Source organism: Streptantibioticus parmotrematis (assembly GCF_019890615.1).
GTDB classification, from domain to species: domain Bacteria; phylum Actinomycetota; class Actinomycetes; order Streptomycetales; family Streptomycetaceae; genus Streptantibioticus_D; species Streptantibioticus_D parmotrematis.
Window position 1 is genome coordinate 167,313 of the sequence record NZ_JAINVZ010000002.1, and the last position, 22,069, is coordinate 189,381.

Annotated in this window: 20 protein-coding genes and 1 riboswitch; of the genes, 13 read left to right on the plus strand and 7 right to left on the minus strand. The window is 73.1% G+C overall.

All coding sequences use genetic code 11. The features are described 5' to 3' along the window. Window positions 1-167: 167 nt before the first annotated feature. A complete protein-coding gene (purN, locus tag K7472_RS03490; protein ID WP_222973751.1) occupies window positions 168-812 on the plus strand; it encodes a phosphoribosylglycinamide formyltransferase in 645 nt (214 codons plus the stop codon). Window positions 813-829: 17 nt separating this feature from the next. Then, entirely contained in the window at window positions 830-2,419 is a 1,590-nt protein-coding gene (purH, locus tag K7472_RS03495; protein ID WP_308013777.1) for a bifunctional phosphoribosylaminoimidazolecarboxamide formyltransferase/IMP cyclohydrolase, read from the plus strand. 90 nt (window positions 2,420-2,509) lie between these two features. Here the strand turns inward: purH and K7472_RS03500 are convergent, their stop codons facing one another. Together K7472_RS03500 and K7472_RS03505 are read right to left on the minus strand one after the other, a co-directional pair. Next, window positions 2,510-3,268, minus strand: coding sequence for a L,D-transpeptidase family protein (locus K7472_RS03500; RefSeq protein WP_222973756.1), 759 nt, complete (start codon window positions 3,266-3,268; stop codon window positions 2,510-2,512). A gap of 134 nt (window positions 3,269-3,402) precedes the next feature. Further along, entirely contained in the window at window positions 3,403-4,182 is a 780-nt protein-coding gene (locus tag K7472_RS03505; RefSeq protein WP_222973758.1) for an RDD family protein, read from the minus strand. A 237-nt stretch (window positions 4,183-4,419) separates the two neighbouring features. Between K7472_RS03505 and K7472_RS03510 the strand changes: the two genes are divergently transcribed. From K7472_RS03510 to K7472_RS03525, 4 genes are all read left to right on the plus strand, one after another. Further along, window positions 4,420-5,289 (plus strand): bifunctional methylenetetrahydrofolate dehydrogenase/methenyltetrahydrofolate cyclohydrolase, encoded by an 870-nt coding sequence (locus K7472_RS03510; protein ID WP_222973759.1) that lies wholly within the window; start codon window positions 4,420-4,422, stop codon window positions 5,287-5,289. Further along, window positions 5,279-5,683, plus strand: coding sequence for a DUF3017 domain-containing protein (locus K7472_RS03515; RefSeq protein WP_222973760.1), 405 nt, complete (start codon window positions 5,279-5,281; stop codon window positions 5,681-5,683). The genes K7472_RS03510 and K7472_RS03515 overlap by 11 nt, the downstream gene beginning before the upstream one ends. A 400-nt stretch (window positions 5,684-6,083) precedes the next feature. After that, on the plus strand, window positions 6,084-6,278 hold the full coding sequence (locus tag K7472_RS03520; RefSeq protein WP_222973761.1) for a hypothetical protein: 195 nt from the start codon (window positions 6,084-6,086) through the stop codon (window positions 6,276-6,278). Between the two features lie 240 nt (window positions 6,279-6,518). Then, on the plus strand, window positions 6,519-7,508 hold the full coding sequence (locus tag K7472_RS03525) for a malate dehydrogenase (RefSeq protein WP_222973762.1): 990 nt from the start codon (window positions 6,519-6,521) through the stop codon (window positions 7,506-7,508). A gap of 126 nt (window positions 7,509-7,634) precedes the next feature. On the opposite strand, the gene K7472_RS03530 is transcribed toward K7472_RS03525, so the two are convergent. Then, entirely contained in the window at window positions 7,635-8,291 is a 657-nt protein-coding gene (locus K7472_RS03530) for a DUF4360 domain-containing protein (RefSeq protein WP_222973765.1), read from the minus strand. Window positions 8,292-8,576: 285 nt separating this feature from the next. Continuing rightward, window positions 8,577-10,049 (minus strand): MocR-like pyridoxine biosynthesis transcription factor PdxR, encoded by a 1,473-nt coding sequence (gene pdxR, locus K7472_RS03535; protein WP_222973767.1) that lies wholly within the window; start codon window positions 10,047-10,049, stop codon window positions 8,577-8,579. A gap of 50 nt (window positions 10,050-10,099) precedes the next feature. Here pdxR and K7472_RS03540 point away from each other — a divergent pair, with 50 nt between their 5' ends. Together K7472_RS03540 and ybiA are read left to right on the plus strand one after the other, a co-directional pair. Beyond that, window positions 10,100-10,609, plus strand: coding sequence for a carboxymuconolactone decarboxylase family protein (locus K7472_RS03540; RefSeq protein WP_222973769.1), 510 nt, complete (start codon window positions 10,100-10,102; stop codon window positions 10,607-10,609). Between the two features lie 138 nt (window positions 10,610-10,747). Beyond that, on the plus strand, window positions 10,748-11,320 hold the full coding sequence (ybiA, locus tag K7472_RS03545; protein WP_222974330.1) for a riboflavin biosynthesis intermediates N-glycosidase: 573 nt from the start codon (window positions 10,748-10,750) through the stop codon (window positions 11,318-11,320). 181 nt (window positions 11,321-11,501) lie between these two features. On the opposite strand, the gene K7472_RS03550 is transcribed toward ybiA, so the two are convergent. After that, a complete protein-coding gene (locus tag K7472_RS03550; protein ID WP_372457897.1) occupies window positions 11,502-12,083 on the minus strand; it encodes a dTDP-4-dehydrorhamnose 3,5-epimerase family protein in 582 nt (193 codons plus the stop codon). Between the two features lie 298 nt (window positions 12,084-12,381). Here K7472_RS03550 and K7472_RS03555 point away from each other — a divergent pair, with 298 nt between their 5' ends. Then, window positions 12,382-13,173, plus strand: a complete 792-nt coding sequence (locus K7472_RS03555; protein WP_222974334.1) for a VOC family protein — start codon at window positions 12,382-12,384, stop codon at window positions 13,171-13,173. Between the two features lie 128 nt (window positions 13,174-13,301). On the opposite strand, the gene K7472_RS03560 is transcribed toward K7472_RS03555, so the two are convergent. Then, on the minus strand, window positions 13,302-14,237 hold the full coding sequence (locus K7472_RS03560) for a hypothetical protein (protein WP_222973771.1): 936 nt from the start codon (window positions 14,235-14,237) through the stop codon (window positions 13,302-13,304). A gap of 358 nt (window positions 14,238-14,595) precedes the next feature. Here K7472_RS03560 and K7472_RS03565 point away from each other — a divergent pair, with 358 nt between their 5' ends. After that, window positions 14,596-16,866 carry an FUSC family protein gene (locus K7472_RS03565; protein WP_252395031.1) on the plus strand — a complete coding sequence of 757 codons (2,271 nt, stop codon included), beginning with the start codon at window positions 14,596-14,598 and terminating at the stop codon, window positions 16,864-16,866. A gap of 81 nt (window positions 16,867-16,947) precedes the next feature. Here K7472_RS03565 and rocD read toward each other — a convergent pair whose 3' ends face one another. After that, window positions 16,948-18,210 (minus strand): ornithine--oxo-acid transaminase, encoded by a 1,263-nt coding sequence (gene rocD, locus K7472_RS03570; RefSeq protein WP_222973773.1) that lies wholly within the window; start codon window positions 18,208-18,210, stop codon window positions 16,948-16,950. A 166-nt stretch (window positions 18,211-18,376) separates the two neighbouring features. Beyond that, a riboswitch (ZMP/ZTP riboswitch) is annotated at window positions 18,377-18,463 on the plus strand. Window positions 18,464-18,513: 50 nt separating this feature from the next. Between rocD and K7472_RS03575 the strand changes: the two genes are divergently transcribed. From K7472_RS03575 to K7472_RS03585, 3 genes are all read left to right on the plus strand, one after another. Then, on the plus strand, window positions 18,514-19,965 hold the full coding sequence (locus K7472_RS03575) for a glycine hydroxymethyltransferase (RefSeq protein ID WP_222973775.1): 1,452 nt from the start codon (window positions 18,514-18,516) through the stop codon (window positions 19,963-19,965). A gap of 146 nt (window positions 19,966-20,111) precedes the next feature. After that, window positions 20,112-21,161, plus strand: a complete 1,050-nt coding sequence (gene trpS / locus K7472_RS03580) for a tryptophan--tRNA ligase (RefSeq protein ID WP_222973777.1) — start codon at window positions 20,112-20,114, stop codon at window positions 21,159-21,161. A 133-nt stretch (window positions 21,162-21,294) separates the two neighbouring features. Next, window positions 21,295-21,882, plus strand: a complete 588-nt coding sequence (locus K7472_RS03585; protein ID WP_222973779.1) for a 2'-5' RNA ligase family protein — start codon at window positions 21,295-21,297, stop codon at window positions 21,880-21,882. The last annotated feature ends 187 nt before the right edge of the window (window positions 21,883-22,069 follow it).

The window sequence follows — 22,069 nt, forward strand, 5'->3', positions numbered from 1 at the left end:
GGTACTGAGACGCTACCGGGCGGTGCCGCCCCAGTGCCTGCGGGGGCCGTTCGCCGTGCCGGTATCGTTGCTGACGGTCGGCGCCTTCGTAGGGTTCCCCGGATCCCGCGACCCCTTCGGTTCGTACGACCACACAAACACACGGTCCCACGAGAAGGAACCCACCCGTGGCCTCCGCCGGTTCCCCCGGAAGCACCCCCGCCCGCCCCGCCCGTCTCGTCGTGCTGGTCTCCGGCTCGGGGACCAACCTCCAGGCCCTGCTGGACGCGGTCGCCGCCGACCCCGGCTACGGCGCGACGATCGTCGCCGTGGGCGCGGACCGGGACGGCATCGCGGGCCTGGAACGCGCCGAGCGCGCCGGGCTGCCGACGTTCGTACGCCGGGTCAAGGACCACCCGGACCGGGCGGCCTGGGACCTCGCGCTGGCCGAGGCGGTCGCCGCGCACCAGCCCGACCTGGTCGTCTCGGCCGGGTTCATGAAGATCGTCGGCAAGGAGTTCCTGGCCCGGTTCGGCGGGCGCTTCGTCAACACCCACCCCGCGCTGCTGCCCGCGTTCCCCGGGGCACACGGCGTGCGTGACGCGCTCGCCTACGGCGCCAAGGTCACCGGCTGCACCGTCCACTTCGTCGACGACGGCGTCGACACCGGGCCGATCATCGCCCAGGGCGTGGTCGAGATCCGGCCCGAGGACGACGAAAGCGCACTGCACGAGCGCATCAAGGAAGTCGAGCGCCGTCTGCTCGTCGATGTCGTGGGACGTCTCGCCCGCGACGGTTACCGCATCGAGGGAAGAAAGGTCATCGTCCCGTGAGTACCCCCGACAGCCCCGTGAGCCCCGACCGTCCCGCCGCCGGCTTCGCGGACTCCCGCCGCCCGGTGCGCCGCGCCCTGGTCAGCGTCTACGACAAGACCGGCCTGGAGGAGCTGGCCCGCGGACTGCACGCGGCCGGCGTCGAGCTGGTCTCCACCGGCTCCACCGCCGCCCGCATCGCCGGGGCCGGGGTGCCGGTGACCGCCGTGCAGGACCTGACCGGCTTCCCCGAGTGCCTCGACGGCCGGGTCAAGACGCTGCACCCGCGCATCCACGCCGGCATCCTGGCCGACCTGCGCCTCGACGCCCACCGCGAGCAGCTGGCCGACCTCGGCGTCGAGCCGTTCGAGCTGGTCGTCGTCAACCTCTACCCGTTCCGGCAGACCGTCGCCTCCGGCGCGTCGCCCGACGAGTGCGTCGAGCAGATCGACATCGGCGGCCCCTCGATGGTCCGCGCCGCCGCCAAGAACCACCCCTCGGTCGCGGTTGTCGTCAACCCCGAGCGTTACGCCGACGTGCTCACCGCCGTCGCGGCCGGCGGCTTCGACCTGACCGCCCGCAAGCGGCTGGCCGCCGAGGCGTTCCAGCACACCGCCGCCTACGACGTGGCAGTGGCCAACTGGTTCACCACCGCGTACGCGCCCGAGGAGCCCGCCGCGCCGCTGCCGGAGTTCACCGGCACCGCCCTGGAGCGCGAACGCGTCCTGCGCTACGGCGAGAACCCGCACCAGGCCGCCGCCCTCTACACTGACGGCCGCCCCGGCGGGCTCGCCAACGCCGAGCAGCTGCACGGCAAGGAGATGTCCTTCAACAACTACGTGGACATCGAGGCCGCCCGGCGCGCCGCGTTCGACCACGACGAGCCGTGCGTCGCCATCATCAAGCACGCCAACCCGTGCGGCGTGGCGATCGGCGCGGACGTCGCCGAGGCGCACCGCAAGGCGCACGCCTGCGACCCGGTCTCCGCGTACGGCGGCGTCATCGCCGTCAACCGCCCGGTGACGGCGGCGCTCGCCGAGCAGGTCGCCGAGATCTTCACCGAGGTCATCGCGGCCCCCGCCTACGAGGACGGCGCGGTCGAGGTGCTGGCGCGCAAGAAGAACATCCGCGTCCTGCGCGTCGAGGGCACCCCCGCCCAGCCCACCGACCTGAAGCTGATCTCCGGCGGTGCCGTCGTCCAGCACACCGACGTCTTCCAGGCCGAGGGCGACGACCCGGCGAACTGGACGCTCGCCACCGGCGAGGCGCTGTCCGCCGAGGGCCTGCGGGAGCTGGCCTTCGCCTGGCGCGCCTGCCGTGCGGTGAAGTCCAACGCGATCCTGCTGGCCAAGGACGGCGCGACCGTCGGCGTCGGCATGGGCCAGGTCAACCGCGTCGACTCCGCCCGGCTCGCCGTGCAGCGCGCCGGCGCCGAGCGGGCCGCCGGTTCCTACGCGGCGTCCGACGCGTTCTTCCCGTTCCCCGACGGCTTCGAGGTGCTGGCCGAGGCGGGCGTGACCGCCGTCGTCCAGCCCGGCGGCTCGGTGCGCGACGAACTGGTCGTGGAGGCGGCGAAGAAGGCGGGCGTCACGATGTACTTCACCGGGACGCGGCACTTCTTCCACTGATGGCGGTGGACGTCTTCCACCGATGAGGGCGGCGGTGTCGCGCCGTTGACCATCGCCCGCGCGGGCGGCGGCTGTTCGGCCCTTCCGGGGTCAACGGGCGCCGCCCGCGACCGCGTCGCCGGTGATGGCGATGACGGGGCGGCGGGCCGGGTCGAGCCAGCGCAGGATGCCGGTCAGGACCGGTTCCGGTACGGCCACGCAGCCCGCCGTCGCACCGTGCTGCGGCCCGAGGTCGTGCAGGAAGATGCCCGCGCCGCGGCCCGGTACCGCGGGGTCGGTGTTGAAGTCGACGACCACCGCGTTGTGGTACTGCACCGGGTAACCGGCCAGGTGCTCGCTGGCGTGCGGTCCCGACTCGGTGAGCGGGAAGCCGCCCTGCGACGCGCGGCGCATGCGGTTGTAGTAACGGGAGCCGGGATCCTCCACCCACCAGTCGTCCGCGGTGACCTGGTGGTACGGCAGCGCCGTCCCCGGATCGGGGCCCACCCCGAAGGCGTGCGTGAGGCGGTAGACGCCGGTGGGCGTGGTGTCGGTGCCCTGCACGCGCGTCGCGCCGTCGGTGACCCCGTTCGCGCCCACGCGGGCGCCCGCCGTCGCGCTGACCTCGTGCCAGCCCGCGCCGGTGCGCTGCCAGGCGGTCACGGTGGCGTACGAGCCGTGCGCCGCGACGGCGACGACCTGGCCCGCGCCGCCCACCTCGCCCGCGTCGACGGGCCCCGGCGGCGGGCACCGGCCGCCCGCCGTGAGCAGCGGCAGCAGCGACGCCACCAGCGCCGCCCACAGCCGTGGTGCCCGGCGTCCCCGCCGCGTTCGTCGTTCTGGCCGCTCCGGCCGGTCCGCGCGCGTCATCGCCGCCAGTATGCGGACGCGCCGCCCCGACCCCCGGCAGGACACGGCGAAGGCCTCCGGCAGGACACGGCGAAGGCCCCCGCCCGGGCCGGAACGGGTCCGGGGAGCAGAGGCCTCCGGCCGGCCCTGACGGGCTACTTCTTGATGACGAGCGTGCCGGCCGCGCGGTCGTGCCAGCCCTGGAGCTTGCCGCTGCTGTCGAAGAAGGGCGAGATGTACACCAGCAGCGCGCCGACGTAGCACAGGAAGATGCCGACGACCGGGATGATGTACCGCACGAAGCCGCTGCCGAGGCCGGGCACCTGCCCGTTGGCCTCCTTGACGACCTTGAGGCCGAGCGCCATCTTGCCCAGCGTCGCGCCGAGGAACGAGATCATCAGCCACTCGTAGAGCAGCGCGAATATCGCGAACACGGCCATGAAGCCCAGCATCGCCGCGACGGCGCTGCCGCCGGCGGCCGCCTGGTCGTGCACGCACTGGCTGTACGCGTCGGTCGTCGGGTCGTAGCCCGAGCAGTCCTTCACCTTGTGTGCGATGCCCAGCACACTGGCCAGCCCCGCGAACATCGCGATGCCCATGACGACGGAGGTCACGAGCCCGTCGAGCAGCCGGGCGAGGAACCGCTGGCCCATCGTGGCCACCTGGACGGTGCCCAGGTAGGCGATGTTGACGTAGCCGCTGTTGGCCTGGACGGTGCCCGGCGGCTGCTGCGGGTAGCCGTACGACGCGGCGTTCGGGTCGTAGCCCTGCTGCGGGTATCCGTACTGCGGCTGCCCCTGTTGCGGGTAGCCGTACTGGGGCTGGCCCTGCTGCGGGTAGCCCTGCGGGGGCTGAGGGGGCTGACCCTGCTGGGGGTAGCCGTACTGCGGAGGCTGCTGGCCGTACGGGTCGCTGGGGCCGGGCGGGTAACTCACTGGCAAGTCCTTCGAGCCGTGGAGCGGAGAAACGGGGACGGCCGGACGCAAGAAGACATCAGGACTCCTACCGCCCCGCACCCCCGTGGCCCAGCTGCCCCATCGTCTTAGCACAAGACATGCCATGTCCAGACAGCTACGGTCGCCGCAGGTCCCTTGCGGTGAAATGCGCGTTTTGCCGACCGGTGCGGTGTCCTGATTGGTACACCGCGCGCCCCATCCGGGACACTGGGGGGCATGACCGCCCAGATTCTCGATGGCAAGGCCACCGCCGCCGCGATCAAGTCCGAACTCGCCGCCCGCGTCGAGTCGCTCAAGGCCCGGGGCGTGACGCCCGGCCTCGGCACCATCCTGGTCGGCGACGACCCCGGCAGCCACATCTACGTGGCGGGCAAGCACCGCGACTGCGCCCAGGTCGGCATCGCCTCCATCCAGCGCGAACTGCCGGGCGACGCCACCCAGGAGCAGATCGAGGCGGTCGTCCGCGAGCTCAACGACGACCCGGCCTGCACCGGCTACATCGTCCAACTCCCGCTCCCCCGGGGCATCGACACCAACCGGGTGCTGGAACTGATGGACCCGGACAAGGACGCCGACGGCCTGCACCCGATGAGCCTGGGCCGTCTCGTTCTCGGCCAGACCGGCCCGCTGCCGTGCACCCCCAACGGCATCGTCGAGCTGCTGCGCCGTCACGACGTCGCCATCAACGGCGCCAACGTCGCCGTCGTCGGACGCGGCATCACCGTCGGCCGCTCCATCGGCCTTCTGCTGACCCGCCGTTCGGAGAACGCCACCGTCACGCTCTGCCACACCGGCACCCGTGACCTGGCGGCTGTGCTGCGCCAGGCGGACATCGTGGTGGCCGCCGCCGGGGTGCCGCACCTGGTCAAGCCGGAGGACGTCAAGCCGGGCGCCGCGGTGCTGGACGTCGGTGTCAGCCGGGACGAGGAGGGCCGGATCGTCGGCGACGTCCACCCCGGGGTGCGCGAGGTGGCGAGCTGGATCTCGCCGAATCCGGGCGGCGTGGGCCCGATGACCCGCGCCCTGCTCCTGCAGAACGTCGTCGAAGCGGCCGAACGCGCGGCCGCCGCGGGCCATGCCGGCTGAGCCGGCCGACGGGAAGGCCGGGTTCCCGCAGACCACCGACACCGCGCGGCCCGAGGGCGGCGGCCGCGCGGTCGGCGGCGAGCACTCCGCGCCGGTACGGCAGTGGCCGCTGCTGACGGTGCTGGGCGGCGTGGCGCTGGGGCTGGCGATCACCGGCGCGGGCGCCTTCCGGCCCGGGCTGATCGTGGTCGGCGCCTCGTTGCTGCTGGGGGCGCTGCTGCGCTGGCTGGTCCCCTCGGTGGGCATGCTGGCGGTGCGCAGCCGCTTCACCGACCTGATCACGTACGGCGTCCTGGGCGCCGCGATCGTGCTGCTGACGCTCATGGCGCAGCCCAACCCCGTGCTGCACCTGCAGTTCCTCGATCACCTGCTGCGCTTCGCCGTGCGCCGCTGAGGCGCCGGGGTGCGCGGGCGCTGGGGCGTCGCGGTCACCGGTCGACGGCCCTCGCGGCGAACAAGCCGCATCCGAAGGCCCGTTCCCTTCCCGGCGAAGGGGGCGGGCCTTCGCCATGCTGTGCCGCCTGCGGTTCGCCGCACCCTCGGCGTGCCCTTCCGCCGCGCCGTCCCGCCGCGCTGCGGGACCCGGGCGATCGCCCTGTATCTGGCCGGATCTCGGCCCAACGGGAAGGTTTTCCGAAACCAATCTGACCTGTATGCCGTCGCCTTGGGTAGTCATGGTGGGACACCACGCTACGAACGGGGGAATCGACATGGCAGGCTGTCGCCAGTTACCGCACGCGATGTCCGTCGCGTCCGAAGGGACCGCACGCACGCTCACCGGGGACAGGACGTACGTGCCACGGCCACGCTCGCCGCTGCCCGGACCGCAGGAGCGCCCGTGCCAGGACCCGGTGCTCGCCGACCGGCGCACCCGACGAAAGCGGGCGGTCATCGCCGGACTCCTCGCCACCGCCATCCTCGGCGGCGGACTCGCCAGCGGCCTCGAACACTCCTGTCCGCCGCCCGCGCACACCACGCGGACCCCCTAGAGCGCCTCCAGCGGTCGGCCATGCGCCGGGCTGTGAACGGCCGCCCCGGCCCGGGACGGAGTGGGACGCACCACACCCTCCCGGCGATCCCGGGCGGCCGCCGTCCGATAGCCTGACGGCGGTTCTCTCGGCGTCGAGAGATGAGGTCGCGGGAGCCGGACCAAGGGCCGACAGGGCCGGGGACGCCCACCGTCCCGGGACCGGGGGCATCCCCCCGTAAACACAGCGCAGGAGATCGCAATGACCCGCACTCCCGTCAACGTCACCGTCACCGGTGCCGCCGGAAACATCGGCTACGCACTGCTCTTCCGGATCGCCTCCGGTCAGCTGCTCGGCGCCGACGTCCCGGTGAAGCTGCGGCTGCTGGAGATCACCCCGGCCCTGAAGGCCGCCGAGGGCACCGCCATGGAGCTCGACGACTGCGCCTTCCCGCTGCTGCGCGGCATCGACATCTCCGACGACCCGAACGTCGCGTTCGACGGCACCAACGTGGCCCTGCTGGTCGGCGCCCGCCCGCGCACCAAGGGCATGGAGCGCGGTGACCTGCTGGAGGCCAACGGCGGCATCTTCGCGCCGCAGGGCAAGGCCATCAACGGCCACGCCGCCGACGACGTCAAGATCCTGGTGGTGGGCAACCCGGCCAACACCAACGCCCTGATCGCCCGCGCCGCCGCGCCGGACGTACCCGCGGAGCGCTTCACCGCCATGACGCGCCTCGACCACAACCGCGCGGCCACCCAGCTCGCGAAGAAGCTGGGCGCGGGCGTCGAAGACGTCAAGAAGCTGACGATCTGGGGCAACCACTCGGCCACCCAGTACCCCGACATCTTCCACGCCGAGGTCGCCGGCCGGAACGCCGCCGAGGCCGTGGGCGACGAGAAGTGGCTCGCCGAGGACTTCATCCCGACCGTCGCCAAGCGCGGTGCCGCCATCATCGAGGCGCGCGGTGCCTCGTCGGCGGCGTCCGCCGCGAACGCCGCCATCGACCACGTCCACACCTGGGTCAACGGCACGGCGGACGGCGACTGGACCTCCATGGGCGTCGTCTCCGACGGCTCGTACGGCGTTCCGGAGGGCCTCATCTCCTCCTTCCCGGTCACCACCAAGGACGGCTCGTACGAGATCGTCCAGGGGCTGGAGATCAACGAGTTCTCGCGCGCTCGCATCGATGCTTCTGTCAAGGAGCTGGCCGAGGAGCGCGACGCGGTGCGCGCCCTGGGTCTGCTCTGACCTCGAGGGCCTGAGCGCGTTCCACACTACTCGTGTCCGGGGCGTGACCCAGAGTTATCCACAGGTGGGGTCGGCAGCCCGCCGCCAGGCTTTTCCACAGGCCTGGCGGCGGGCTGTCGCGCGTGGTCAACTCGTCGGGCAGGTGGCCCAGTCGAGGTGGTAGATCGTGGTCAGGCTGCCGTCGGTCGAGTCCATGGTCATGAAGCTCGTGCTCGACGGGTCGGAGGACCCGGCGGTGACGTTGAGCTGGGTGTTGATGTTGAGGTTGCGGGTCTCCCCGCACGGCGCGTAGACGAGGGAGGCGATGCCGGTGACGTCGGAGGCCTGCCAGTCGTCGTCCATCGGGCCGGAGAAGGAGTGCGTGGCGCTGCTGGTCTGCGACTCGCCCTGGAAGTAGTAGTTGGCTCTCTCCTGGGCACTGGCGCCGCTCGCCAGATAGGCGTAGCCGCGGTAGTCGGCCTCCGCGATGGCGTACGTGAGCCCCTGCGGGGCGTTGACTCTGACGTCGAGCTGGCAGTTCTTGCGGAAGTCGGTGGGCGCGGCGCCGCCGCCGGTCTGGGCGAGGTAGCTGCTGTAGCTCACGGTGAACGCCGTGTCGTCCGGCGAGACGGCCACCGCCGCGGTCCCGGCCGGGCAGCCCGAGCCGTTGACGCTGACGAGCCCGACCGTGAACGACGGCGGCGGGACGTCGCCGATGGGCCACACCTGCGCGCTGTGGGCGCCGATCAGCGACGACGCGATGAGCGACGCGGCCGCCCCGCCTATGGCTAACGCACCGAGCATGGGGACGTTTCCCTTCGATCGCTGCCGCAGGTCAGACAGGCGGAACCGGTGGGTGGAGCCCGTGGGTGGGGCCGGTGGACCGGATCCGCCGCCTGACTGAGGCATGCCAAATGGTGGGTGTCTCGGCGCCGAGAGGATCCACACGATAGGGCCGCGTCCGGCGGCCTCGACAGAGCGGGATCCGGCCGAACGTCCGGCTTTCTCGCGGGGGTTGGGCGGCCGGTTCTCGCCGTGACGGGGAGTGAGGGCGGGGGGTCGGTTCCGTGTGAATCGGGCCCGGCCGCCCTACCCCGCCAGCACCGCGCACAGCCTCTCCAACGCGCCGGTGAAGGCGTGTTCCGGAGGGCTGCCGTAACCGATGACCAACGCGGGGCCGGCCGCGTCCACCGTGCCGTAGTAGCTCTTGCCGGCCAGCGCCAGGTCCAACCGGGCCGCACGCGCGACGAGTTCCGCTTCGGACGGGGAGCCCGGGGGCAGTTCCACCACTGCGTGCAGTCCCGCCGCGATGCCCGACACCCGCACGTGCGGGACGTGTTCGGCCAGCGCGGCCACCAGGCGGTCGCGCCGACGGCGGTAGTGCAGCCGCATCCGCCGCACATGGCGGTCGTACGCCCCCGAGGTGATCAGCTCCGCGAGCGTCAACTGGTCGAGTACGGGGGAGTGGTGATCGGCCAGCCGCTTCTCCGCCACGACCGGCTCCAGAAGCCGCGCCGGAAGCGCCAGCCAGGCCAGCCGGAGCCCCGGCACCAGGCTCTTGCTCGCGGTGCCCGCGTAGACGACCGCCGACGGATCGAGGCCCTGCAACGCGCCGACCGGTTGCCGGTCGTAGCGGAACTCCCCGTCGTAGTCGTCCTCGACGACCACTCCTCCCGTCCTGCGGGCCCACGCCACCACCTCGCCCCGCCGCGCCGGTGAGAGCGGGACGCCGGTCGGGTACTGGTGCGAGGGCGTGAGCAGGACGGCGTCGGTGTCGCCCAGGGCGTCCACCCGGGCGCCGTCCGCGTCCACCGGAAGCTCGTACGTCGTCAGCCCCGCCCGGCGCAGCACGGTGCGGGTGTCGGGGAAGCCCAGCGCCTCGACGGCGATGCGCCGCCCACCGCGCGACGTCCCGCGACCAGAGGGCGGCGCGCCGCTGCCGGCCGCCAGAGCCCTGCCCAGCAGCCCCACCGCCTGGACGAACCCGGTGCACACCACCATGAGATCGGGGTGCGCGCGCACGCCCCGCGCACGCGACAGATACCCGGCGAGGGCCTCGCGCAGTTCCGGGCGGCCTCGCGGGTCGGTGTAGCCGAACGCTTCGTTCGGCGCGCGGTTCAGCGCCTGCCGGGCAGCGGCGAGCCAGGCCGAGCGGGGGAACGACGACAGGTCCGGCGAGCCCGGCCGCAGGTCGTACTGCCTGCGTTGCGCGAGCGTGGCCGTCTCCGACAAGCCGTGCTCCGCGGCGTGCAGTGAGGCGTCGACCAGCGTGCTCGCCGGTACGGGCGGTTCGGGGCAGGCCCGCCCGGCGACGCGCGTGCCGGATCCCTGCCGCGCCGTCAGCCAGCCTTCCGCGACCAGTTGCCCGTACGCGTCGGCGACCGTGTTGCGCGCGATCCCCAGGTCCTTCGCCAGCGTGCGCGACGAGGGCAGCCGGGTGCCGGGCGTAAGACGGCCCTCCCGTACGGCAGCCCGCAGCGCCCCTTCGAGCCCGGCCCGCAGACCGCCGCCGCGGGACAGCTCCAGATGCAGGTCGACGCCGTGATTGGCCCGCTCGTCCATGCCTCAAGTGGACCACAGCACCGAGCCAATGGCTGCCTAGGGTGGGAGGTATGACGACGACAGCGAACACCACCGAAACCCTGGAGCACGCCACCGACGCCCCGGTCCCCGCCGAGCCGCAGCGCATGCGGCTGCCGAAGCTCGCCCCGGACTTCTACGCCGCGATGCGCGCCCTGGACGAAGCGGCTGGCGACGGCCTGGACCCCGTCGTCAGCGAGCTGATCCGCATCCGCGCCTCACAGCTGAACGGCTGTGCCTTCTGCCTCGACATGCACACCCGTGACGCCCGCGCGCTCGGCGTCGGCGACCGCAAGCTGACCGGCGTCGCCGTGTGGCGCGACACGCCCTTCTTCAGCGCACGCGAACGCGCCGCGCTGGCCCTGGCCGAGGCCATCACGACCCTGGGCGAGCACGGCGTCCCCGACGAGGTCTACGACGAGGCCGCCCGCGTCTTCGACGAGGCCGAGCTGAGCCGGCTGATCGCGATGTCCATCACGATCAACGCCTGGAACCGCATCGGGGTCACGACCCGGATGTCGCCGCCGGCGCGCGAGTCCTGAGGCCGCTCGCGCGAAGCCCTGCCGAGGTGGGTAATCCGCCGTCGGCGTACGGGCGTTGTCAGACCCCTCTGGCAGGATCCAGGCATGAACGGGAACCAGGCCCCCGTCGGGGCCGCCGAGGGGAGAACGACAGGGGCGATGGAGCCGCACGAGGTCCGTGACCGCGCGGAGTTGTCGGCGCTGGTGGCCCGGGGCGTGCGCCCGAAGTACCTGATGTTCTGGGGGCACCGGCCGTCGCGGGACGGTGGCGTGGGGCCCGGCTGCCTCAGCCAGTGGTGGCCCGCGCCCTTCGAGCTGGACGGCGTCCGCTACGCCAGCGCGGAACACCACTGGATGATGGCCGGCAAGGCGCGGCTGTTCGGTGACGAACGGGCCCGAATACGTGTTCTGGCGGCGCGCACTCCCGCCGAGGCGAAGAAACTGGGTCGCGACGTGACCGGTTTCGACGAGGACGAATGGGCGCTGCGCCGTTGGGAGTTGGTGGTCGGGGGGAACGTGGCGAAGTTCGGCCAGGATCCCGCGCTGCGCGCCTACCTGCTGGGGACGCGTCAGCGGGTGCTGGTCGAGGCGAGCCCGCTCGACCGGGTGTGGGGGATCGGCCTCGCCGCGGACGACGAGCGCGCGGCGGACCCGGACGGCTGGCGCGGCCTCAACCTGCTCGGGTTCGCCCTGATGGAGGCCCGTGCCAGGCTCGCGGAGGACGAAGCCTGACGCGGTGCGCCGGGCAGGCCTGACGCGGCGCGCCGGGTGGCCCTGACACGGGTGCGCCCGGGCGGCGGCCCGGCACGCCCCTGACGCGGCCCCGGCACGGCTTTGCGGCGGGGCGTCTCGGCAGGTCCTCGGTGGCTCGTCGCGTGGCGGCGGCCGCCTCAGTCCACCGGACGGCGGGCGGTCAGTCCTCCCACCGCATGAGCAGGCCCGCCTCCATGACCTCCTTCAGCGACGGCGCCTTCTCGTCCTTGGGGGACATCAGCGGCTGTTCCGTGTACCCCCACGGCAGCGCCAGATCGGGGTCGAGCGGGTCGATGTCGATCTGCGTGCCGGGCACGAACGTGCTGGAGAGCACGTAGCAGATACAGGCGTCGTCGGTGAGCGTGATGAACCCGTGGCCCACGCCCTCCGGCACGTACACCGACCGTCCGGACTCCGCGTCCAGCACGTTGCTCGCGTACCGCCCGAAGGTCGGCGAGCCCACCCTCAGGTCGACCACGAAGTCGCGCAGCGTGCCGCGCACGCAGGTGACGTACTTCGCCTGGCCCGGCGGGTTCGTCACGCTGTGGATGCCGCGAAGGGTGTTGCGGCGGGAGACCGAGTAGTTGATCTGGCGGGGCTCGAAGGCGTGGCCGAGCACCCGCTCGAACTCGTCGGTGCGCATGGACTCGTAGAACGTGCCACGGTCGTCGACGATCTGGTCCGGTGTGATGACGTAGGTCCCGGGAACCTCAAGCTCGGCGAAGTGCACGACTTCCCCCACCCCTTTCTCCGAAGGTTAAGAGCGCTTCCAGGCGTGTGCCGGAGCGCCGCGCTCCTGCGGTCGTCAACTCGCGCATAACACAAGGAGCCTAGGGACCGGGCCATGGAGCCCCGCTCGACTGTGCGACGACCCCGCGGCGCCACCCTCGCCCTCCAAGGCCGGCGCACGCGGCCCGGTTCCGCCCCGTGACCTCGGGCGCGTCGCTCTCGCGGGGCGATTGTCAGTGGTCGCTGCCAAGCTGGAGGAGAAGCGGGACGAGAGCCGGGAGACCCGGATCGAGAGCCGAGGAGTGTTCACCATGCTCACCACGCGATACGTGCCGGGAGCGCCCAACTGGGTCGACCTCGGCACGCCCGACACACAGGCCGCCGCCGAGTTCTACGGCGAGCTGTTCGGCTGGGTCTTCCGCTCGGCCGGGCCCGAGGCGGGCGGCTACGGGATGTTCACCCTGGACGGCGCCACGGTGGCGGCCGTGGGACCGCTGACCGAGGAAGCCGCCACCTCGGCCTGGACGCTGTACTTCACCACCGCCGACGCGGACGCCACGGCCAAGGCGGTCGAGCAGGCGGGCGGGCAGATCCGCTCGGGGCCGTACGACGTCTTCACGGCGGGCCGGACGGCGGGGCTCACCGACCCGACGGGGGCGGAGTTCGCCGTCTGGCAGCCCGGCGGCACCAAGGGTCTGGACGCGGTCACCGACCCGGGCACGCTGTGCTGGACGGAACTCCACAGCACCGACCCGGCCCGGGCGAAGGACTTCTACGCCTCGGTCTTCGACTGGGACGCCCAGGAGTCGCCGATGGAGGGGTTCACGTACACGGTCGTCAGCCCCACGGGGGCGGGTGCCGAGGCGGCGCACGGCGGCATCATGCCGGTCGCGGAGAACCTCGTGGCGGCCGGGACACCGTCCGGCTGGCGGCCCTACTTCGAGGTCGCCGACGCGGACGCGGCCGCCGCGACGACGGGCGCCCGGGGCGGAAGCGTGATCATGCCTCCGGAGGAGATACCCGGCGTGGGCCGCTCCGCGGTCCTGGCGGACCCGTTCGGCGCGCTGTTCGCGGTCATCACGAGCGCCCCGGCGGCGGCGTAGCCCGCGCCTCCGCCCACGTCCGACGGCCAGTTGCGCCAACGCCGCCAACGGACCGGGGTCGCCCACGCCCGCGTCAACGCGGCCCGCGTCAACGCCGCTCGTGCCCGCGTCGACCGCGCCCGCCTCGCCTAAGCCGAAGTCCCGCCTCCGGTGCCCCCGGTGCCCCCGGTGCCCCCCGTGCCTCCGGTGTCCTCGGACGTCGCCGAAGCCCCCGTGTCCCGGGGATGGGGCTCCGCTCCGCCCTCGCCGAATCGGGCCAGCGCCAGCGCGCCCACGACCGCCAGGGCGTAGCCCGCGATGGCGAGACCCGCCAGGCCGTCGCGGGTGCGGTCGCCGAGGGCCAGGACGCCGACCAGCGCCGGGCCGATCGTCTCGCCGATCACCATGCCCGCGGTGGCCACGGTCACCGAGCCGTGCTGCAACGCGGTCGTCAGCAGCAGGAACGCGGTGCCGCCGCCCAGCAGCACGGCGTAGGTCGCGGGATTGGTGAGCAGGTCGGTGATGCCGAAGTCGGGGATCAGCCGCACCGCGACGGTCACCACGCCGAAGCCGAGCCCCGCGCCCAGGCCCAGCGCCGCCGACCGTGCCCGGGCCGGCAGGCGGGCCGCGGCGAGGCCGGCGACGAGTACCAGCGCGGCCGCGCCCAGCGTGCCCCACCGCAGCGCCGGTCCGCCGGTGCCGTGGCCCTCCGCGCCGGAGGCCGCCGCCAGCAGCCCGAGGCCGAGGCAGACGACGAGGACGGCGCCCCATTCCGCCCTGCCCAGCGACACCTTCAGCATCCAGGAGGCCACCACCGCCGTCACCGCGAGGCTCGCGGCCAGCGCCGCGCCGACCGCGTAGATCGGCACGGAACGCAGCGCGACCAGTTCCAGGAGGAAGCCCGCCCCGTCGAGCGTGAGCCCGAGCACGTACCAGCCCTGCCGTACCGCGCGCATCACCAGGCGCGGATCGACGCCCGCGGAGTCGTCCGCGGAGGCCGCGCGGCGGGCGGCCACGGCCTGGAAGACGGAGGCGGTGCCGAAACAGACGGCGGAACCGAGAGCACAGAGCAGACCAAGTAGCACGCCCCGGACTCTACGGGCCCGCCCCGCCCGGAGCCGATTTCCCGCCGCCTGCCGCCCGCTGCTGCCGCCCGCCACGCGCGCCGCCGCCGCTGCCGCCCGCACCCCACCCGCCGCTGCCGCCCCCACCCCGCTGCCCACCGTCGGGAAGCCCACCGCCGGGAAGCCCACCGTCGGGAAGCCCACCGCTGGGAAGCCCGCCACCCTCCGCCGTCGTCAGCCACCGCCGCCCCGGCCCACCCCGCCCCGGCCCACCCCGCCCCGTCCCGTCGCCCGCGCCCCCTTACGTGAGATCCTGTTCGCGGCGTACAACGGCATTGACGTGCGGCGGAAGTACGGGAGCGGGGAGAGCGGCGGCGGCATGACGGGACTGAGGCGGCAGGGACCAACCGGCTGGTGGGATCGGTTCGGCGCCTCCGATCCTGGGCTGTTGCGGTTGATGGCCGGGTTGCGCACGGTGGCGTCGATCGTGCTGGCGCTGGCGGTGCTGGCCGCGTTCGGGGCGCCCGCGCCGTTGCTGGTGGCCGGGGCGATGGCCGCGATGGTGGCGACGTTCGCGATCAGCGAGCGGGTGCCGAAGGACCAGGCCCTCACGCTGGCGTTGGGGTTCCCCACGGCGGTCGCGGCGGTCTCGCTGGGCGCGGTGCTCAACCAGTACGTGGTCGCCGGTGACCTGTTCTTCATCGCGTTGATCTTCACCGCCGTGTACGTGCGGAGGTTCGGCGACCGGGGCACCGCGCTCGGCCTGATCGGGTTTCAGATCTACTTCGTCTCGCTGTTCGTGCACGCCCGGGTCGGGATGCTGCCGGAGCTGACGGGCACGCTGGCGGCGGCCTTCCTGGGGGCGGCGGTCGGGCGGTTCGTGCTGGTGCGGGCGACGCCGGAAGGGGTGCTCGACCGGTTGCGGCACGCGTTCCGGGCGCGGTTGGCGCAGGTCGTGCTGATCGAGGCGGAGCTGGTGGGCGAGGCGGCCGCCGACCGCGTGGAGAAGACCGTCGACGACCTGCGCCGCCAGACCGCCCGGCTGCACGAGTGCGCGTTGATGATCCAGGGGCGGCTGGACGACGGCACCCGGGACGCCGCCTCCGCCGCGCTCCTGCAACGCCGCATCGCCGACGCCGAGATCGCCGCGGAACGCCTCGGCCTGATGCTGATGAAGGCCCGCGACTACGAGGGCGCCGACACCCTCACGCTGCACCTGCCGGACGCCTCCGCGCTCACCGCGCCGACCGACAGCCCGATCGAGGACGCCACGACGCAGCGGCTGCGCCGCGACCTCGCCGGGCTGCACCTGCTGATCACCCGGCTCGGCCCAGGCGCCCCCGGCACCGCGCTCACCGTCATCCGCAACCGGCTGTTGTCCTACCGCGACGAGGAGAACCTGCCGGACGCCCCGCTCGCCGTGCAGGACGTCTTCCGCTGCGTCGGCGAGGCGGCCCGCGCGGTGCTGGGACTGCGGCTGGCCATCAACGACGGCGTGGACGACGAGTCCGACGACGCGCCGGAGACGACGCGTTCGCGTGAGGAGTTCGAGGCGGAGGGGCTGTCGATCGCCGCCGAGGAGGCGGGCGACGAGGACGAGCAGCCGCACGGCCTGGACCGGCCGACGACCCGGGCCGCCTGCCAGGTCGCGGTCGGCTCCGCGCTGGCCATCGTGGGCGGCGAGTTCCTGTCCTCGCAGCGCTGGTACTGGGCGGTGCTGACCTGCTGGGTGGTCTTCCTCAACACCTCCTCGACCGGCGAGATCGTGGTCAAGGGCTACCGCCGGGTGCTGGGCACGGTGTGCGGCGTCGTCGCCGGTGTCGGGCTGGCCGGGCTGGTCGGCCACCACACCTGGACCGCGTTCCTGCTGGTGCTGCTGTGCGTGTTCGGGATGTTCTTCACCGCGCCGCTGTCGTACGCGCTGATGTCGTTCTTCGTCACGGCGATGCTCGGCCTGCTCTACACGCTGCTCAACACCTACAGCGCCGCCGTGCTGGTGCTGCGGATCGAGGAGACGGCGCTGGGCGCCAGCTGCGGGATGATCGCCGCGCTGATGGTGCTGCCGGTACGTACCGGCGAACGCACCGACCAGCAGCTGCGCGCCGTCCTGGAACGGCTCAGGGACGTCAGCACCGCGGCCGTGGCCCAGCTCAGCGGCGGCACGCCCGTCGATCTGCTGGACATGGCACGGGACCTGGACACCGCGCTGGACGAACTGCGCCGTTCCACGCGGCCGTTGACGCACCCCATCACGCCGTTGCGGGTGCGCAGGCGCACCGCGCGCTACGTGGTGGCGATGCTGGAGACGTGCGCCTACCACGCGCGTTCGCTGGCGGCCACCGCCGAACTCGTGCCCGACAGCACCAGGATCGCCGCCGACCCCCGGCTGGCGGGGGCCGTGCGGCGCATCCACGACAACCTCGACGTGCTCACCGCGTACCTCACCGACGAGCAGGCCACCGGCGAGGTCGAGTCGGGCGCGAGCATCGCCGCCATGCTGGAGGGACCGCAGGCGGCGGGCCCGCGCCCCGGCACGGTCACCTTCCGCGTGCTGCGCCACCTGCAACGGCTCGACGAGGGCGTGATCGGCCTGGCCCGCCCCCTCGGCGTCCCGGTGGCGGGCACGGAACGACGCCGGACCGCCGCGTGACGGACACCGGGTGCCGAAACGCGAATCGTTGCTCGGCGGACGCCGACCGCCGAACGCCAACCGCCGCCCAGGAGGCGCCCGTTACGCCCCCAGCACCTCGCGCAGCTGCGTGAGCCCCCAGTCCAGGTCCTCCTTGGAGATCACCAGCGGCGGCGCGAGGCGGATCGTCGAGCCGTGGGTGTCCTTGACCAGCACGCCGCGTTCCATCAGCGCCTCGGAGACCTCGCGGCCGGTGTCGTGGCCCGGTGCGATGTCCACGCCCGCCCACAGCCCGCGTCCGCGCACCGCGTCGACCGTGCCGCCGCCCACCAGCGCGCCCAGTTCCGCGTGCAGGTGGTCACCGAGTTCCGCCGCGCGCTGCTGGAACTCGCCGGTGCGCAGCATCGCGATGACCTCCAGGGCGACCGCGCAGGCCAGCGGGTTGCCGCCGAACGTCGAACCGTGCTCGCCGGGCCGGTAGACGCCCAGCACCTCGGCGGAGGAGACGATCGCGGAGACCGGGACCACGCCGCCGCCCAGCGCCTTGCCCACCACGTACATGTCGGGCACCACGCCCTCGTGCTCGCAGGCGAAGGTGCGTCCCGTCCGGCCGAGTCCCGACTGGATCTCGTCCGCGACGAACAGCACGCCGCGCTCGCGGGTGATCCGCCGCACGCCCGCGAGGTAGCCCGGCGGCGGGACCAGGACGCCCGCCTCGCCCTGGATCGGCTCCAGCAGCACGGCCACCGTGCGCTCGTCGATCGCGGCCTCCAGCGCCGCCAGGTCGCCGTACGGCACCACGTCGAAGCCCGGCGTGTACGGGCCGAAGTCGGCGCGGGCCTCCTCGTCGGTGGAGAAGCTGATGATCGTCGTGGTGCGCCCGTGGAAGTTGTCGGCGGCCACGACGATCCGCGCCTGGCCGTCCGGCACGCCCTTGACCCGGTAGCCCCACTTGCGGGCGGTCTTCACGGCCGTCTCGACCGCCTCGGCGCCGGTGTTCATCGGCAGCACCGACTCCATGCCGCACAGCTCGGCCAGCTGCTCGCAGAAGTCGCCGAACCGGTCGTGGTGGAAGGCGCGCGAGGTGAGCGTGACGCGGTCCAGCTGGGCCTTGGCGGCGTCGATCAGCCGCTGGTTGCGGTGGCCGAAGTTGAGCGCCGAGTACCCGGCGAGCATGTCGAGGTAGCGGCGGCCCTCGACGTCGGTCATCCAGGCCCCCTCGGCGGAGGCGACGACCACCGGCAGCGGGTGGTAGTTGTGCGCGCTGTACGCGTCGGCCCGGCTGATCAGCGCAGCGGATGAAGCGGGGGAGGCGTGCGGGTCCTGCGGGGCGGCCGCTGTCGGCTGCGTCGGCTGCGTGGTCATGGCGTTCTCCGATCGTGCGCAGGATGACCTGCTCGCGCGCGCAGGCGTGACCTGCTCGGGCGTCCGGCGGGGGTGGCCTCTTTCTATCGTCCGCCCGCGGGCCGGGGAAGAAAGCGCGCATTCCGGGTTATCGATAGGGCGCAAGAAAATCCCGATGGTTAGAGTGGCGACGGGCCGTGACTGGCGCGCTGGGATGGGACCGACCATCGGGGAGCGGCCCGGGAAGCGAGTGCCGTGCGCCTGGGCCGACCGACCGTTCGTACACGTCCGTGAAGCACGCACGTAAGACCGCCGGAGGATCCCATGGCACCAGAGCCGACCCCGCGCTCCACCGAGTCCACCGCCTTCCGCGCCGCCCTCGACGTCATCCGTGACGTCGAGCCGCGCGTCGCCGACGCCATCGGCGCCGAGGTCGAGGACCAGCGCTCCTCCCTCAAGCTGATCGCCAGCGAGAACTACGCGTCCCCCGCCGTGTTGCTGGCCATGGGCAACTGGTTCAGCGACAAGTACGCCGAGGGCACCGTCGGCCGCCGCTTCTACGCGGGCTGCCGCAACGTCGACACCGTCGAGTCGCTCGCCGCCGAGCACGCCCGCGAACTGTTCGGCGCCGAGCACGCCTACGTGCAGCCGCACTCCGGGATCGACGCCAACCTCGTCGCGTTCTGGTCGGTGCTCTCCCAGCGCGTCGAGAGCCCCGCGCTGGAGAAGGCGGGCGTGCGGCAGGTCAACGAGCTGACCGACGCCGACTGGGCCGCGCTGCGCGCCGACTTCGGCAACCAGCGGATGCTGGGCATGTCGCTGGACGCGGGCGGCCACCTCACCCACGGCTTCCGGCCCAACATCTCCGGCAAGATGTTCGACCAGCGCTCCTACGGCACCGACCCGGCGACCGGGCTGCTGGACTACGACGCGCTGCGCGAGACCGCCCGCGACTTCCGGCCGCTGATCATCGTCGCCGGCTACTCCGCCTACCCCCGGCTGGTGAACTTCCGGATCATGCGGGAGATCGCCGACGAGGTGGGCGCCACGCTCATGGTCGACATGGCGCACTTCGCGGGGCTGGTCGCCGGAAAGGTGCTCACCGGCGACTTCGACCCCGTGCCGCACGCGCAGATCGTGACCACGACCACCCACAAGTCGCTGCGCGGGCCGCGCGGCGGCATGGTGCTGTGCCAGAGCGAGCTGGCCGAGCACGTCGACCGGGGCTGCCCGATGGTGCTGGGCGGGCCGCTGCCGCACGTCATGGCAGCCAAGGCGGTCGCCTTCGCCGAGGCCCGCCGCGCCGACTTCTGCGACTACGCCCAGCGCGTCGTCGACAACGCCCGCGCGCTCGCCGACGGCCTGCTCAGGCGCGGCGCCAAGCTGGTCACCGGCGGCACCGACAACCACCTCGTGCTGCTGGACGTGACCGGCTACGGGCTCACCGGACGGCAGGCGGAAGCGGCGCTGCTGGAGTCCGGCATCGTCACCAACCGCAACTCCGTCCCCGGCGACCCCAACGGCGCCTGGTACACCTCCGGCGTCCGCCTGGGGACGCCCGCGCTCACCACCCGGGGGCTCGGCACGGCGGAGATGGACGAGATCGCGGCGCTGATCGACACCGTGCTCGGCTCCGCGCAGCCCGGGCTGACCTCGGGCGGCAAGCCGTCGAAGGCGCAGCACGTGCTGGAGGAGGGCGTGGCCCTGCGGGTCGCCGCCCGCGCCGCGGAACTGCTCTCCGGCTTCCCGCTCTACCCGGGCGTCGACCTGAGCTGACCCGCCGCACCCGGGGCCCCGGACACCCGGAATCCCTGACGCCCGGGACCCCCGACGCCCGGGACCCCTCAGGCCCGCACGGCCGCCGCGCGAGAAGGAGCGCGCGGCCGTGCCGGGCGGGGCCCGGGACCTGAGACAATGACCGCATGGCCTTCGAACCGTCGCCCGTCGCCCGTCAGCGGCCTCGCGTGCTCTCCGGCATCCAGCCGACCGCGGGCTCGTTCCACCTCGGCAACTACCTCGGCGCCGTCCGCCAGTGGGTCGCGCTCCAGGAGACCCACGACGCGTTCTACATGGTGGTCGACCTGCACGCGATCACCGTGCCGCAGGACCCGGCCGAGCTGCGCGCCAACACCCGCCTCGCCGCCGCCCAGCTGCTGGCGGCCGGGCTGGACCCGGAGCGCTGCACGCTGTTCGTCCAGAGCCACGTGCCCGAGCACGCCCAGCTCGGCTGGGTGATGAACTGCCTGACCGGCTTCGGCGAGGCCTCCCGGATGACGCAGTTCAAGGACAAGTCCGCCAAGCAGGGCGCCGACCGCACCACCGTCGGGCTGTTCACGTACCCGATACTGCAGGTCGCCGACATCCTGCTGTACCAGGCGGACGCGGTGCCGGTCGGTGAGGACCAGCGCCAGCACATCGAGCTGACCCGCGACCTCGCCGAGCGCTTCAACGGCCGCTTCGACCAGGGCGCCGCCCGGCCCACGTTCACCATCCCCGACGCCTACATCGTCCGGGAGACCGCGAAGATCTACGACCTTCAGGACCCCGCGGTCAAGATGAGCAAGTCGGCCTCCTCACCGAAGGGCCTGGTCAACCTGCTCGACGAGCCCAAGACCTCGGCCAAGAAGTTCAAGAGCGCGGTCACCGACACCGACACCGTCATCCGCTACGACACCGAGGCCAAGCCCGGCGTCAGCAACCTGCTGACCATCTACGCGACGCTCACCGGCACCGCCGTCCCGGAGCTGGAGCGGCGCTACGAGGGCAAGGGCTACGGCGCGCTCAAGACGGACCTCGCCGAGGTCTTCACCGAGTGGGTCACCCCCTTCCGGCAGCGCACCCAGGAATACCTGGACGACCCGGAGTCGTTGGACTCTGTCCTGGCCAAGGGCGCGGAGAAGGCCCGCGCCGTCGCGGCGGAGACCCTGGCCACGGTGTACGACCGGGTCGGCTTCGTGCCGGCCAAGCACTGACCGTCCGCCGCCCCGGGTGCCGGACGCGCGGGACCGCGCCGAAGGCACCCGGCCGCGAGCGGCCGCCAGGACCCACCACCACCGAAGACGTCGAAGGCCCGGCCTCCTCAACACCTCGAAAGGGGAGATCGCATTGGGGACACGGATGATCGGTGTATCCATCGCGGTCCCCGAGCCGTACGGCAGCCTGCTCCAGCAGCGCCGCGCGGGCTTCGGGGACCCGGCTGCGCACGCCATTCCGACGCACGTCACGCTGTTGCCGCCCACCGAGGTGGACGCGGCCGTGCTGGACGCCTTCGGCGCCCACCTGGCCGAGGTCGCGCGCACAGGCCGCCCCTTCCGGCTGCGCCTGGCCGGCGCCGGCACCTTCCGCCCGCTCTCCCCGGTGGTCTACGTGACCCTGGCCGAGGGCGGACCGGAGTGCGCCGCCCTCCAGGAACGGGTACGGTCCGGGCCGGTCGCCCGGGAGCTGCAATTCCCGTACCACCCGCACGTCACCGTGGCGCACGGCGTGCCCGAGGAGGCGCTCGACCGCGCCCAGCGGGAACTGGCCGGATACACCGCGTCCTGGACGGTCACCGGCTTCCGCCTCTACGAGCAGGGCGACGACGGGGTCTGGCGCACCCTGCGCGACTACCCTTTCGCCCACGCGTCCGGCCTGACACCGGGGGTGCCACAGCAGCAGTCGGGCGGCCTGGACGCGGCGGAACCGGTGCGGTAGACGGAGCCGGTGCGGTAGACGGAACCGGTGCGGTAGACGGCGCCTGAGGGGCGGTTCCCCGCGTCGGCGGTCGCGTCCGGCGCGGGCCGTCTCGTACCGGGTCGCCGCGCCCCGCCTAACACGGCCATGCGGCGCCCGCACGTCGGAGCCACGACGGGAAAACCCGGCAAGACCACCCCATTGGGGG

Bases quoted from the DNA above. Each gene is read 5' to 3' on its own strand.
- K7472_RS03565 (WP_252395031.1), top strand. From the start codon at position 14,596: ATGACGGGACTGAGGCGGCAGGGACCAACCGGCTGGTGGGATCGGTTC.
- rocD (WP_222973773.1), bottom strand. From the start codon at position 18,210: ATGACCACGCAGCCGACGCAGCCGACAGCGGCCGCCCCGCAGGACCCG.
- K7472_RS03540 (WP_222973769.1), top strand. From the start codon at position 10,100: ATGACGACGACAGCGAACACCACCGAAACCCTGGAGCACGCCACCGAC.
- K7472_RS03555 (WP_222974334.1), top strand. From the start codon at position 12,382: ATGCTCACCACGCGATACGTGCCGGGAGCGCCCAACTGGGTCGACCTC.
- trpS (WP_222973777.1), top strand. From the start codon at position 20,112: ATGGCCTTCGAACCGTCGCCCGTCGCCCGTCAGCGGCCTCGCGTGCTC.
- K7472_RS03530 (WP_222973765.1), bottom strand. From the start codon at position 8,291: ATGCTCGGTGCGTTAGCCATAGGCGGGGCGGCCGCGTCGCTCATCGCG.
- K7472_RS03575 (WP_222973775.1), top strand. From the start codon at position 18,514: ATGGCACCAGAGCCGACCCCGCGCTCCACCGAGTCCACCGCCTTCCGC.
- K7472_RS03515 (WP_222973760.1), top strand. From the start codon at position 5,279: ATGCCGGCTGAGCCGGCCGACGGGAAGGCCGGGTTCCCGCAGACCACC.
- K7472_RS03510 (WP_222973759.1), top strand. From the start codon at position 4,420: ATGACCGCCCAGATTCTCGATGGCAAGGCCACCGCCGCCGCGATCAAG.
- K7472_RS03500 (WP_222973756.1), bottom strand. From the start codon at position 3,268: ATGACGCGCGCGGACCGGCCGGAGCGGCCAGAACGACGAACGCGGCGG.
- ybiA (WP_222974330.1), top strand. From the start codon at position 10,748: ATGGAGCCGCACGAGGTCCGTGACCGCGCGGAGTTGTCGGCGCTGGTG.
- pdxR (WP_222973767.1), bottom strand. From the start codon at position 10,049: ATGGACGAGCGGGCCAATCACGGCGTCGACCTGCATCTGGAGCTGTCC.
- K7472_RS03525 (WP_222973762.1), top strand. From the start codon at position 6,519: ATGACCCGCACTCCCGTCAACGTCACCGTCACCGGTGCCGCCGGAAAC.